Source organism: Micromonospora echinospora (assembly GCF_900091495.1).
GTDB lineage: Bacteria > Actinomycetota > Actinomycetes > Mycobacteriales > Micromonosporaceae > Micromonospora > Micromonospora echinospora.
Genome location: NZ_LT607413.1, coordinates 5,674,079 through 5,687,588, shown reverse-complemented (window position 1 = coordinate 5,687,588; position 13,510 = coordinate 5,674,079). Strand labels below are relative to the sequence as shown.

The 13,510-nt window shown below is 73.1% G+C and carries 7 protein-coding genes; 2 read left to right on the top strand and 5 right to left on the bottom strand.

Annotated features, from left to right (window positions below):
* Positions 1-174: 174 nt before the first annotated feature.
* Both GA0070618_RS24500 and GA0070618_RS24495 read right to left on the bottom strand, forming a co-directional pair.
* Positions 175-834 carry a 4'-phosphopantetheinyl transferase family protein gene (locus GA0070618_RS24500; protein WP_088983718.1) on the bottom strand — a complete coding sequence of 220 codons (660 nt, stop codon included), beginning with the start codon at positions 832-834 and terminating at the stop codon, positions 175-177.
* Positions 835-979: 145 nt separating this feature from the next.
* The gene (locus GA0070618_RS24495; protein WP_088983717.1) at positions 980-2,362 is read right to left on the bottom strand and encodes an AMP-binding protein; all 1,383 of its coding nucleotides are present in this window, start codon (positions 2,360-2,362) and stop codon (positions 980-982) included.
* A 1,551-nt stretch (positions 2,363-3,913) separates the two neighbouring features.
* On the opposite strand from GA0070618_RS24495, the gene GA0070618_RS24490 reads away from it, so the two are divergent.
* A complete protein-coding gene (locus GA0070618_RS24490; protein WP_088983716.1) occupies positions 3,914-6,673 on the top strand; it encodes a helix-turn-helix transcriptional regulator in 2,760 nt (919 codons plus the stop codon).
* Between the two features lie 547 nt (positions 6,674-7,220).
* Positions 7,221-10,034: a helix-turn-helix transcriptional regulator gene (locus GA0070618_RS24485; RefSeq protein ID WP_231931440.1), complete on the top strand. Its 2,814-nt coding sequence runs from the start codon at positions 7,221-7,223 to the stop codon at positions 10,032-10,034.
* Between the two features lie 127 nt (positions 10,035-10,161).
* Here the strand turns inward: GA0070618_RS24485 and GA0070618_RS24480 are convergent, their stop codons facing one another.
* From GA0070618_RS24480 to GA0070618_RS24470, 3 genes are read right to left on the bottom strand one after another with little or no spacing between them, the layout of a single operon-like run.
* Positions 10,162-11,562 carry a glycosyltransferase gene (locus GA0070618_RS24480; protein WP_088983714.1) on the bottom strand — a complete coding sequence of 467 codons (1,401 nt, stop codon included), beginning with the start codon at positions 11,560-11,562 and terminating at the stop codon, positions 10,162-10,164.
* A gap of 9 nt (positions 11,563-11,571) precedes the next feature.
* Complete coding sequence (locus GA0070618_RS24475) at positions 11,572-12,417, bottom strand: ABC transporter permease (RefSeq protein ID WP_088983713.1); 846 nt, start codon at positions 12,415-12,417, stop codon at positions 11,572-11,574.
* Positions 12,414-13,469: an ABC transporter ATP-binding protein gene (locus GA0070618_RS24470; protein ID WP_088983712.1), complete on the bottom strand. Its 1,056-nt coding sequence runs from the start codon at positions 13,467-13,469 to the stop codon at positions 12,414-12,416. The genes GA0070618_RS24475 and GA0070618_RS24470 overlap by 4 nt, the downstream gene beginning before the upstream one ends.
* Positions 13,470-13,510 lie beyond the last annotated feature (41 nt).

The following is a 13,510-nucleotide window of genomic DNA, read 5'->3' as shown; positions in this document are numbered from 1 at the left end:
CCGCCGGACGGCCGTGGGGCGGGCGGGGTGGGGTGGGGTTGGGTGGTAGCAGGGGGCCCCTGCTACCGCCTGGTGATGAGCAGGGGACCCCTGCTACCACCCAACCCAACCACCACGGGAACCCAGCCACCACGGGAACCCGGCCACCCCGAGCCGAACGGCGGACGGGTGTCGTCAGGCGGCCGGCGGGAGGGTGACGGCGGTGAGGACCAGTCCACCGTCGACGAGGAACCGGCCGGGGAAGGTGGTCACCTCCGTACCGCCCAGCACCGGGCCGGGCACGAGCAGCCGGGCGGCGAACGTCCCGTCCGGATCGACCACGATGTCGGCCTCGGAGAAGTCCAGCCAGCGGCCGGTCAGCGGGAACCAGGCCTTGTAGACCGACTCCTTGGCGCTGAAGAGCAGCCGGTCCCAGCACACCGCCGGGTGGGTGGCGCGCAGGGCGGCCGCACGGGTCCGCTCGGCGGGCAGCGCGATCGCGTCGAGCACCCCGTCGGGCAGCGCCGCGTGCGGTTCGGCGTCGACCCCGACCGAGGCGACCGACGTCGCGGGCGCGAGCGCCGCCCCCCGGTAGCCGTCGCAGTGGGTCATGCTGCCCACCACTCCGGTCGGCCAGACGGGTGCGCCCCGCGTTCCGGTGAGGATCGCGGCCGGTGGAAGGCCCATCTGGGCCATCGCGCGGCGGGCACAGTCCCGCACCGTGGTGAACTCCCGGCGGCGTTTCTCCACCGCGTTCGCAACCAGCGGCTCCTCGTCGGGGTGGAGGGTCAGGTCGGCGGGGTCGGTGAAGGACTCGACCACCACGACGGTCGGGGGAAGGATCCGCTCGATCACATTCGGCATGCTAGGCGCCGCGCCGTCCGGCGCCGACCCCGGAAGCGGTGGGTGCGCCGGGTGCCGTAGGGGTCGGCTACGGGTGGCGGGCTCCGCAGGCGGCACCGGTGGTCGGCCGTGCGGTCGGAGTGGGTGCGCCGGGAACTCACCCCGGGGCGATCAGCAGCGATTTCCTGACCCGGCCCTGGGCGCTTCGGGGCAGTTCGGCGACGAAGTGCACGCGGCGGGGCCGGTGCGCGGCCGACAGCATCCGTCCGACGTGGTCGATGAGCATCTGCGCGGTGAGTCCCTCCGCCGCCACGACGTACGCCACGATCATCTCACCGAGGGCGCGGTGCGGCATGCCCACCACGGCGGCGTCGTGGACCCCGGGATGGGTGAGCAGGACCTCCTCGACCTGGCGGGCGGGGACCGGCCGGTCGCGGCAGTGCACCACGTCGGCCCGGCGTCGACCGATGATCCGGTGGCAGCCGTCCGGTGCGACGGTGGCCAGGTCGCCGGTGTCGTGCCACCCCTCGTCGGGGGGCGTCTGGTCCGGTTGGCCGAGGTATCCGCTGAACAGCGTCGGCCCTCGGATGCTCAGTTCGCCGACGGACTCGCCGTCGCTGGGCACCGGCCGCCCGTCAACGCCGAGCAGGCGGGTCTGCACGCCCGGCAGAGGGGTCCCGGCCGTGCCGGGGGTGCCCCGTACGCCGGCACGGCCGGTCACCGCGATGAGCGTCTCGGTGGTGCCGTAGCCCTGGATGAGGGTGTGCGAGGTGAGCAACCGGATCCGCTCGTTCACCGCCGGTGCCAGCGGAGCGTCGCCGGAGACGAGGATCCGTGCCCCGGACAGGGCCCGGGCGCCCGGGACGTCCCGGGCGATCCGGGCCCACTGGTGGGGTACGGCGAGGTGGATGGTGCCGACCGGGCCGGTGGCCGGAGACCGGTCGAGGTGGACGAAGCGGCCACCCACCCGCAGCGCGCCGAGCAGCCCGGCGACGAGGCCGTAGGCCCGGAAGAGCGGCGCCCTCTGGACGAGGACGTCCTCGGCGCTCCACCGCCATGCGTCGGCGAGCAGGTCCAGTCCGGTCGCGATCGCCCGACGGGAGATGCGGACGCCACGGGACGTTCCGCCGGCTCCACCGGTGTACAGGATGACCGCGTCGGCGGTCGGTTCCGCCTCGGGGTGGGTGTTCCAGGAGCGTTGTCGCAGGTCGACGGGGATCACGGGCAGGGTCGTGCCGTCGACGGTGGCACCGAGGCACAGGCTCGCGCCCGACTCGCGCAGGATGCGGCGACGCTCCTCGACCGGGGCCAGCGGCGGCACCGGCACCAGCGGCACCCCCGCCTGGAGGGCTCCCACCATGCCGACCAGTGCCTCGATGCTCGGCGTGGCCTCGACCGCCACCGCCCGGGCGCCCCGGATCCGGTCGGCGACGGCGTTGGCGCAGCCCTGGAGGTGCTCGCTGGAGAGGGTTCTGCCGGCGACCCGAAGCGCGTCCGCCCGGTCGACGCCGGACCCGTGGAGCGCCGGCAACAGAGTCATCCGGGTTAACCCTTTTCGGCGGCGTCGACGAGTCTCGGCAGTGGCTGGAGCATCGCGCCAGGAACCCTTCGTACTCCGGGTGTGCGGGGGTCTCGTGGTGGCCGGTCGTCTCCCGATCGGAGCGGATGCGCCGAAATTAGGCTGCGTCCGGGTCGCCGACAACCCCTAGCCTGGTCATCGGTCGCACTCCGGGTGCGGGGTGCGCGGGAGGTGTCCGGTCCGTTCGCGTCCGACGCCGGCGCGGCCGGCGACCAGGTCGGTTCGCTCCCTCGGCTGAGACTGTCGTCCGACGGCATGCCGGCAGCGACCGGCGGGACGTCCGGGGAGGACGTTCCTGACCGACGTCGGTACACCTCCCGGCACACGGGACGCCCGTCAGGCGGGCGGCGACGCTCCGGTCGACGACGGGGCGGTGGTGGTCCTACGCCGGTCCGGTGCTGGTCGGCACACCCTTCGAACGCGAGGGGCGGGAGTCGCCACGGGCGGATAATCATACGGATGTGCGCCTATTTCCACCAATAGGATCCTGGTTTGCCCGGAAGGGGAAGCGACGGTTCGGACGGTCCGGGCGGAAACAATGGCACGGCGCGGACGGTCGCCGACGATCCCACAATCCCGTTGCCGGACACGCGTCATCGGCATTGATTACGGTTTGGCAACCGGAATGCCGATCCGGTTCGCGAACGGTTCACCCCGGATCACGGAGGGCAGATATCGGAACGCGAATTAGGCTCGGAATCGGCGCGCCGAAACAATACCGCACGCCGAACCTCGGCGACAGTGTCGGGGCGGATCCCCGGAGCGACCCGGGTAGGACGCACGGCGCTCGGACCCCCCGCCCTCCCGCCATCAGGCGACCACGTAAAGCCGCCCGCCCCGCTGGGTGAGCACCACGGGACCGTCGGTGACAACGGCGCGCCGCAGCGACACGCGGAGGGCTGGGCAGCTTTCCGACCCTCCCCACACCAGCCAACACCCTCACGTCCGGCAACCCCGGCCCCACGGATCGCGCGCATCGGCACGCCCGCCGACGCCCGGCGGCCGGGGACGGGCGCCACGACGGACGCCGTCGCCCACCGGTAGCGCTCCCGGCACTCCTGGGCACCACATAGCCGTTCGCGAAACGCATTGCCGGTACCCTGAAAACACATTGGCGGACAGCCGCCAAACCGCCCCGACCAGCCAGACGAGGATGTTCGATGTCACGCTCCGAATCGCCACTATGACGTTACGCTGCCGAGCGGGTGTCACCCCGCAGGGCCAGTGGCGCGACAGACCAGGTTTGTCTATCCTTTACATCGTCCGACTTGCCGCTCAATTGCTGGACTGCCATACTCCACACCATGCACTGAGATCGATAGCCGGGGGCACCTCGGAGCAGCTCCCGAATTAGGGAATGCTCCTGGCGTGGGCCACACGAACGTCATCGGCCTTCGCCGCAGAATTGGTCAAGGATTTGTGGGTCTCTGACTTCGTTGAGTGACATGGGAGACCACAGCGGATGGACAACCAGGCGACCTCGGTCACCGTGCCCGCCACGGGACCCGCCCGATGACGCTGACCGAGCGGGACCGGCAGCTCGACATCCTGACGCACCGGCTCAACGACCTCCTGCGCGCCGACAACCCGTCCGTCACGTCAGGTCCGGTGACGGTGGTGACCGGACCCGTCGGGACCGGTAAGACCAGCCTGTTGCAGGCGTTCGCCCGACGGTGCGCCGAGGCCGGCGTCAACTTCCTGGGCGCGAGCGCCTCCCGCAGCGAGCGCACCGTACCGCTGGAGATCGTCCGCCAACTCGTCCGCCGGGCCCCCCTTACCGATCCCACCCGGGACCGGCTCGGGCGCCTGCTGGACCGGGGCGCCCTCGACTGGTCCGAGACACCCGACGACGAGGCCCTCGCCCCGCTCACCGCCGCGATCGGCGGTGAGCTGGTGGCACTCGCCGCACAGGGTCCCCTGGTCCTCGCGGTCGACGACGTGCACCACGCCGACGCTCCGTCCCTGCGCTGCCTGGCCTACCTGGCGCGACGCGTGACCGGCCTGGCCGTACTGATCGTCCTCACCGAGGCGCACCGCACCCGGCCGTGGCATCCCACCGTCCACGCCGAACTGATGCAGCCGGCGCGGGCGCACCGGGTACGGCTTCCCCTGCTCTCCCCCGACGGCACCTACCGCCTCCTGGCCGACCGGCTCGGTGTGCCGGTGGCCCGCCGCGTCACCGACGAGGCGCACCGGATCAGCGGGGGCAACCCCCTGCTGCTGCACGCCCTGGCCGACGACCATCTCACCGGCGGGCCCGGCGACCGGCCGGTGACCGGGGAGGCCTTCCGCGAGGCCGTACTGAGCTGCCTCTACCGGTGCGAGCACCTCGTCCTGAAGGCCGCCCGGGTGCTCGCGGTGACCGGTGGGCCGAAGGACAGCCCGCTGGTTCCCCTGCTCCTCGACCTCCCCGGGGGCCTGGATGTGCGTGCGGTCGACGTGTCGACCAGCGCGGGCCTGGTCACCGAGGAGGGGCTCCGGCACCCGGCCGTCATCCGGGCGGTGCTGGACAGCATGACGGTGGAGGAGCACGGCCGGTTGCAGCGGGCCACCGCCTGCCTGTTGCACGACGACGGCGCGCCTCCCGCGCGGATCGCCCCGCACCTGCTCAAGACCGACGAACTCGACGAGACCTGGATGATCCAGGCGCTGCTCGACGCCGGAGAACAGGCCCTGGCCGACGGTGACGCCGACGCGGCGCGACAGTACCTGCGCCGGGCCAACCGGGACGCCACCGACGACTGCCTGCGGGCACGGATCCGTTCCGCCCTCGCCCGCGCGGAGTGGCGGCTCGATCCGCAGGCCGCCGTTCCGCACCTGCTCGGCGTCGCTACCGCCGTCCGGGCCGGGCATCTCAGCAGCCGACAGGCCGCCGGGCCGATCCAGTACCTGCTCTGGCACGGGCAGACCGACCGGGCCCGCGAGCTCGTCCGGCACCTCGAGGAACGCGCCGACCGGCACGACCCCCAGTCGGCCACCGACCTGATCGTGATGAGGAGCTGGCTGACCACCCTCTACCCGGGAACTCCGGTGGACGGCCCGGCCGCCCGCCCGGTGGGCCGGGACCCGCTGACCCTCGCCCGGGTCAAGGGTCAGCTCCGGGGTATCGCCCTGCTCGGCGCGGTGCTCGAACGTGGGGAGGCCAGCGCGGCCGAGGATGCCGACCACGTCCTCGCCACGCTCCGACTGGACGACGAGACGAGCATCTGGAACGCCGTCTGCGCGGTGAGCGCGCTGATCTACGCCGACCGGCTCGACCTCGCCGGTGAGTGGTGCGAACGGCTGGACCACGACGCCACCGGCCGGCATCGCACCCCACGCGCGCTGCTGGCCGCGCTCTCCGCCGCGGTGGCCGGTCGCCGCGGCGACCTGGTCCGGGCGCGGAAGCTGGCCGAGGTGGCCCTGAGCCGGCTCTCCCCGAAGGGGTGGGGCGTCATGATCGGCATGCCGCTCGCCGTTCGGCTCCGGGCGCTGACCGGCCTCCAGGAGTGGGAAGAGGCCGCCGCCTGCCTGCGGACGCCGGTGCCGGCGGCCCTGTTCGAGACCCCGTTCGGCCTGCACTACCTGCACGCCCGCGGACTGCACGCGCTGGCCTCCGGCAACCCCGAGGCCGCGCTGGCCGACTTCCAGCTCTGCGGTCAGCTGATGACGTCGTGGCGGCTGGACCTGTCGGCGCTGGTGCCGTGGCGGACCGAGGCGGCCCGCGCGCTGCGGCACATGGGCCGCCGCCAGCAGGCCGAGAAGCTCGTGCGGGAGGAACTGGACCGACTACGCCCGGACCAGGTCCGACACCGGGGGGCGGCGCTGCGGGTGCTCGCCACCGTCGAGGAGGGCGACGACCGCATCCGGCACCTGCGCAGCGCCGTACGGCTGCTGCGGCAGTCCGGCGACCGGGTGGAGCTGGCGCACGCCCTCACCGACCTCGGTCACGCGTACCAGCAGGTCGGGGACCTGCGACAGGCGCGTGACGTGTCCCGGTGCGCCCGGGAGGTCGCCGGCGAGTGCGGCATCCCGGTCCTGCGTCCCACGTCGCGTGCCCACCGCAACGGCGCCACCGACCCCGGCGACGAGGCGATCGTTCTGCTCACCGGGCTCAACGACACCGAGTCCCGGGTGGCCACCCTGGCCGCGCAGGGGCACACCAACCGCGAGATCGCCGAGAAGATGTTCCTCACGGTCAGCGCCATCGAACAGCGACTGACCCGCATCTACCGCAAGCTCGACGTCGCCTCCCGCAGCGAACTGGCCGCCCGCCTCCGGCTCGACCGCTGACCCTCCCCCGAACGAACGACCGTCGACCCCGTCCGGTGTCGGCGGTCGCACCCGTTCGCGCGAGTCGCACGCCACAAAGGGGTGGTGGGACCATGAGTAGTACGGCTACCATTTGGTGTCCGTGCCGCCGCGCTGACCGTCCGTAACGTTCGCGCCGGCCGTCCACAGCGCCGCCCTGCCCGTCCATCCCGGCGTCGCCGGATGTTCATTCGGCTTCCCGCGTTACCCCTGACGGCCAGCAGCGCAACCCCTAACGGCCCATCGGGACCACAGGTTTACCGACCTGATGGTGGGGTCTCGGCACCGTTGTCGCACATCTGCGCCGATGCCAGACTCCCTGCAACCGGATCACCGTCCGCTCTCGGCGGCGTTTTCCGGAGGGCAGGATCCAGGTCCATCCGGCGGCGCGGCCCGGTGCACTTCCGCCCCTACCCGACATCACGGGGTACGGGTGGGAAGGGGCCCTGGCCGGCTTCGGGAGGGGCGGTGCCGGTCGACGTGACCCGCGCGGCACCGCGTATGAGAAAGGCTGACACGAACGGTGCTGGTGCAGCGAGATGAACAGATCACCCGGCTGCGGGAAGCCTTCCGGATGTGCGAGAAGCAGCAGCGGGGACATGTCTCGCTCGTGACGGGCGCGGTGGGCAGCGGCAAGACGAGTGTGCTGGAGGCCTTCGGCGAGTGGGCGGCCGACGCCGGAGGGCGGGTGCTCAGCGCCGCCGGCTCCCGGGCGGAACGCGGACTCCACCTGGGCGTGCTGGGGCAGCTGTTCCACAGCGCACGGCTGGCCCCGGAGGCGGCGGCCCAGGTCGAGACCCTGATGCGGGAGGCCCCGTCGGTCGTGCCGCTGCTCGAGGCGAGTCTGGAGACGACGGACGAGTCGTCGGCGGCCAACCGGGCGTGGGCACCGGTGCTGCACGGCCTGTTCAACGCGCTGCTGGACCTCGCCGGGTCCGGACCACTGGTGCTGACCATCGACGACGTCCACCACGCCGACCCGGCGACCCTGCACTGCCTGCTGTACGTCACCCGCCGGCTGCGGCACGCCCCGATCGTCGTGGTGCTCACCGAGGCCAGGATGCTCCGTCCGCCGCACCCGCACTTCCGGGCCGAGCTGTTCAGCCAGCCGCACTTCACCCGGATCAACCTGCCACCGCTGACCGTCGAGGCGATCGCCCAACTGGTCGACGGCGGTGCCGAGGCCGCCGCCCGGGAGACCGCCGAACGCTGCCTGAGCGTCACCGGCGGCAACCCGCTGCTCACCCGGGCGCTCATCGACGAGCAGCTCCGCGAGGAGTCCGACGAGGACCCCGCCCCGGACACCGCCTTCGACCAGGCGGTGCTCGGCTGCCTCTACCGGCACGAGCCGGGGGTCCGTCGGGTCGCGCAGGCGCTGGCGGTGCTCACCCGGCCGGCGTCGACGGAGCTGCTGGGCCACCTGCTCGACATGGTGCCCGAGTCGGTCGCGCCGACCGTCCGGGTGCTGCGCACCTCCGGCCTGATGAACTGCGACCAGCTGCGCCACCCGCGCATCCGCCGGTCGATCCTGGCCGACATGTCCCCCGAGGAACGTCGGGCCATGCACCAGCGCACCGCCGAGGTGCTGCACGAGCACGGCGCCGACCCGCGCACGGTGGCCGAGCACCTGGTCGCCGCGGGTTGGGCGGACGCCGCCTGGACGGTGCCGGTGCTCCAGGACGCCGCCGCGCACGCCCTGGCCTCCGGACGCCCCGACGAGGCCGCCGCCTGCCTGCGGCTGGTCAGCCGGGCCGACGTGGACGACCAGCAGCGCACCACCACCACGGCCATGCTGGTCAACGCCCGGTGGCAGGTCAACCCGCTGACCGTCAACGGACATCTCACGCAGTTGGTCCGGACGGCCCGCAACGCCGGATGGCCCACCGACACGGCCCTGTCCACCGTGCCGTACCTGCTGTGGCAGGGCCGGGCGGAGGAGGCCGGCGAGGCGATCGCCGGCTGCGCCGGGGACGACGACCAGGCCCACTCCACCGACTCCGGCCGGCTCCGGGCGATGCGTCTGCTGCTCTCCCTCTCCCACCCCGACCACCTGCCGGCGGTCCGGGAGGCGGTCGCCGCCGGGGGTCGGATGCCGGTCCTGCCCGCCGTCGGGTACCTGCAACTGCACGCCCTGACCGTGCTCGGCTCGGCGTTGACGCCCGCCGCCGAGCAGGACGCGGTGGCCAGCGCCGAGCAACTGCTGCACCGCCACCACACCGACGACGGCGTCCTCCCGGCGCTGACCGCCCCGCTGCTGGCGCTGCTCTGGTCGGGCCGCTCGGACCGGGTCGCGGTCTGGAGCGCGGCGCTGCTGGAGCGCCCGGTGGTGCGACACAACCCGGTGTGGCGGGCGGTGATCCGCGCGCTGCGCGCCGAGGCGGCCCTGCGCCTGGGTGACCTGTCCGGCGCCGAGCACCACGCCCGGGCGGCCCTGGAGGACCTGCCGGTCGCGGCGTGGGGGGTGGCCGTGGCCGGCCCGCTGGCCACCCTGATCGCCTGCGCGACGGAGTCCGGCCGGCACGGCGAGGCGGACCAGTGGCTGGCCCAGCCGGTGCCACCCGGCGCGTTCCGGACCCCGCTGGGCGTGCACTACCTGGCGGCGCGGGGCCGGCACCACCTGGCGATGGGCCGCGCCCACGCGGCAACGGCCGACCTGCGCCGCTGCGGGGAGCTGATGCGCACCTGGGGCATCGACGTCGCCGGTCTGGTCCCCTGGCGGCTGGAACTGGCCCGGGTGCAGCTCAGCGTGGGCAACAAGGCACACGCCACCCAACTGCTCCAGGAGCAGCTACGCGTGCCGCACGGCGTGGACGACCGGACCCGGGGGCGCACCCTCCGGCTGCTCGCCACCACCGCCGCCCCGGACCACCGGCGCAAGCTGCTCTCCGAGGCGGTCAACCTGCTCCAGAACTGCGGCGACCGGCTGGAACTGGTCCGGGCGCTGGGCGACACCGGTCAGACGCTGCAACGCGCCGGTGACTGGGCGCAGGCCCGGCTGCTGGTCCGCCGGGCCTACCACCTCGCGCAGGACTGCGGCGCGCCGGTACTGGCCCAACGACTGGTCCGGCGCGAGCCGGGCGGGCTGCCGGCGTACCCGCCGGCCGAGACGCCGGAGCCGGAGGACGGGCTCAGCGAGGCCGAGCGGCGGGTGGCCGCGCTCGCCGCGCAGGGGCACACCAACCGGCAGATCTCCAGCAAGCTGTTCATCACGGTCAGCACGGTGGAGCAGCACCTCACCCGGGTCTACCGGAAGCTGGACGTCAAGCGCCGCACCGACCTGCCGGCCCGGCTCGTCGCGTACGCGGAGCCGCTGGTCGAGGAGGTGCAGGGCGCGGCGTCCTGACCGCGACGGGGCGCGGGCCGGGGCGCTTCCCGGTCCGCGCCCCGTTCGGCGTCGGCACGGCGGTCCCGCCGTGGCGGTCACGGCACCCGCCCGTCGGGGGTCACCGCCCACGGTCCTCGCGCAGCGGTCAACCCGCGACCGGCGTGGGGGTCCGGTCGGTCGCCGTGTCCCGCAGGCGCAGCACCAGGTCAGCGGCGGCGGTGACGCCGCCCGCCTGCCGCAGCCGCCCGCGCCACAGTTCGGCGCGGTTCCGGAAGACCGGGTCGGTCAGCAGCCGGCGCAGCTTGGCGACAATGTCCTCGACGTCCAGGGGGTCCTCCAACTCGGCGGGGAGCCCGAACCCGGCGTCGACGACCCGGACCGCGCCGTCGTGGCAGTCGAGCCAGAACGGCATCACCAGTTGCGGCACCCCGAACCAGGCCGCCTCGTGGATCGCGTTGGCGGCGGCGTGGTTGAAGAACACCCGCACGTTCGGGTGGGCCAGCACCTCGACCTGCGAGGGCAGCCACGACTCGACGCGCAGGTTCGCCGGCAGTTCCCCGGCCGGCGGGAGGAGGTGCTGCCGCTGAGCCGGCAGCTTCCAGAGCACGTGGTGCTCGGGCGCGAGCCGGGCGGCCACCTCGACCAGCGCGGCCACCTGGTCCGCCGACGGCCGCATGATGGTGCCGAAGCCGATGTAGACCACCGACGGGTGGGCGTCCAGCCAGCCGCGCAGCTCCGCGCCCTCGGGGCCCGACGTGACGTCCGGCGGCACCATCGAGCCGACCAGGCGCAGGTTCGCCGGAGCCGTGTCGAACGGGTACTCCAGACCGAACACCGTGTAGGCCAGCAGGGCCTGCGCGGCGTCCGCGTACCGGCTGGGGCTCAGCTCGGCGTTGCTGATCCCGGCGGCCCGCCGACGCTCGGCGGCGGCGGTGCTGCGGGCCAGCCGTTCCGGCTCCGTCAGGCCACTCAGCAGCGCCGCCCGGTGGCGGTCGTTGGCGGCCCGCTGGCTCGGGTTCATGTGCAGCGGCAGGCCGGACAGCGGCGTCGGATACGCCGCCGGCAGGCTGTCCTGGAGGAAGTTCGACGGCGGCACCGAGACGCTGACGACGAACGGGACGTCCCGGGTGGTCGCCGCGTCCATCCCGTAGGTGGCGAACGAGTCCACCACGGCCAGCGCCGGTTCCACCTCGTCGATCAGGTCCAGGCACCGCTCGTAGAGCCGGTGCAGCTGGTCGTGGTCGGTCGAGGCGTCGACGTAGCTGACGAAGTTCTCGGCCCGCGACCCGGTGGACATCCGCCGGTGGTGCTCGTCGTCCCAGTGCTCGGGGCGCATCTCCGGCCGGGCCGGCCCCAGCGACAGGAACCGCACGTCACCGTCACCGGGCAGCGCCTCGATGTCGGCCCGGCGCTCGTCCGTGCAGGCGAACCGGACCCGTCCGACGCCCCGGCGCTTCAGCTCACCGGCGAGGGTGAGCAGCGGGTTGAACAGCCCGGCGCTGCCCGAGCTGACGATCAGCAGCGGACGTTCGTCGGACGTCGTCACCGTCGCCCCCTAGTCCATCGCCCGACGCATGAAGCCACGGATGCCGACGAGGGTGAAGAACACGAGCACGCCGGTCAGGATCAACAGGTCCAGCCAGAGCGGCACCGACTCGACCCCGGGCGGGCCGACCAGCGACCGGGTGGCCTCGCTGACGTAGGTGAGGGGGTTCAGCGAGCAGATCACCTGGAACCACCGCATCGAGTCCAGACCGCGCAGCGGGAACTGGGTGGCGCCGGTGAACATCAGCGGCGTCATGATCACGGTGAACATGATCTGGATCAGGTGCGGCGGGACCAGCGTGCCGAAGGTCAGACCCATGGCCGCGCCGACCAGCGCGCCGAGCACCAGCACGCCGAGCACCGGCAGGACCGTCGACAACGGCCAGCTCACGCCGAGCATCAGCATGCCGATCGGGATGAGCAGCACCCCGGCGATCAGGCCGCGGATCGCGCCGAAGACGATCTTCTCGATGGCCACGAGCGGGATCGCCATCGGGGCCAGCAACCGGTCCTCGATCTCCCGGGTGAAGGAGAAGTCCATCACCATGGGCAGGGCGGTGTTCTCCAGTCCGATCAGGAACGCGTTGAGCGCGATCACGCCGGGCAGCAGCACCTGGGCGAAGCTGTCGTTGGCGTAGCCCAGGTCACCGAGGACCTTGCCGAAGATCAGCAGCATGAACAGTGGCTGGATGAGGACCTGCGCGACGAAGCCGACCAGTTCGCCCCGGCTGGTGACGAAGAGGTCGCGCCAGAGCACCGCCCGGAAGCTGGCGAACTGGTCCGACCAGCGCACCGGCGGGGGCGCCGCCCCGGCCGGCGTCGGCGCGGACGGTGTGGCGGGGGCGGTGACGCTCACCGAAGTTCCCTTCCGGTCAGGTGGATGAACACGTCCTCCAGGCTGGGCTGGCCGATGCTGAGGTCACTGACCGCGCAGTTCAGGTCGGTGAGGATCTTCAACGCCATCGGTACCGCGTTGGCCGGGGCCCCGGAGGTGTAGAGCCGGAACGACAGCGAGGCGTCCGGGTCGGTGGTGGGTGCCGGAGCGGGCATCGGCATCGGCGGCATGCCCGGCATCATCGGCATGGGGGCGGCCGGCGCGGCGGGGCCACCGCCGGGGCGCAGCCGCTCCACCCGTTCCACGTCCGGGATGTTGTTCAGGGCGGCCTGCACCTCCTCGGCGGGCGCGCCGGCAGCGACCACCAGGGTCAGCGTGCTGCTGCCCGGCAGGGTCCGGGTCAGCGCGGCCGGCGTGCCGAGGGTGAGCAGCTTGCCGTGGTCGACGATGCCGACCCGGTCGCAGAGCTTCTCGGCCTCGTCCATGTCGTGGGTGGTCACGACGACGGTCACGCCGGCCCGCTTCAGCTCGGCGATCCGGTCGTGCACGAAGAGTCGCGACTGCGGGTCCAGGCCGCCGGAGGGCTCGTCGAGGAAGAGCACCTGGGGCTCGTGCATGAGCGCCCGGGCGATCATGGTGCGCTGCGCCAGGCCACCGGAGAGGAAGTCGGTCCGGGACTTGGCGTGCTCGGCGAGGCCCATCTGCTCCAGCAGCTCGTCGGCGCGGCGGAGCCGCTGCGCCCGGGGCATCCGGTGGTACGCCGAGTGGAAGAGCAGGTTCTCCCGGACGGTGAGCGACCGGTCCAGGTTCACCCGCTGCGGGACGACCGCCAGCAGCTTCCGCGCCGAGGCCGGTGCGCGCAGCACGTCCGCCCCGCCCACCACGGCCCGGCCGGAGGTGGCCCGGACCCGGGTCGTCAGCACCCCGATCGTCGTGGTCTTGCCGGCGCCGTTGGGCCCGAGCAGACCGAAGACCTCGCCCGCGGTGACGGAGAAGCTCAGCCCGTCCACCGCCGGCGGCATGTCGGGCCGGTACTTCTTGACCAGCTCCTCGACCACTACTGCGTCGTCCACGTCGTCATGCTCCCGTCCTGGGTCCCGGTGGGACAGTTGTT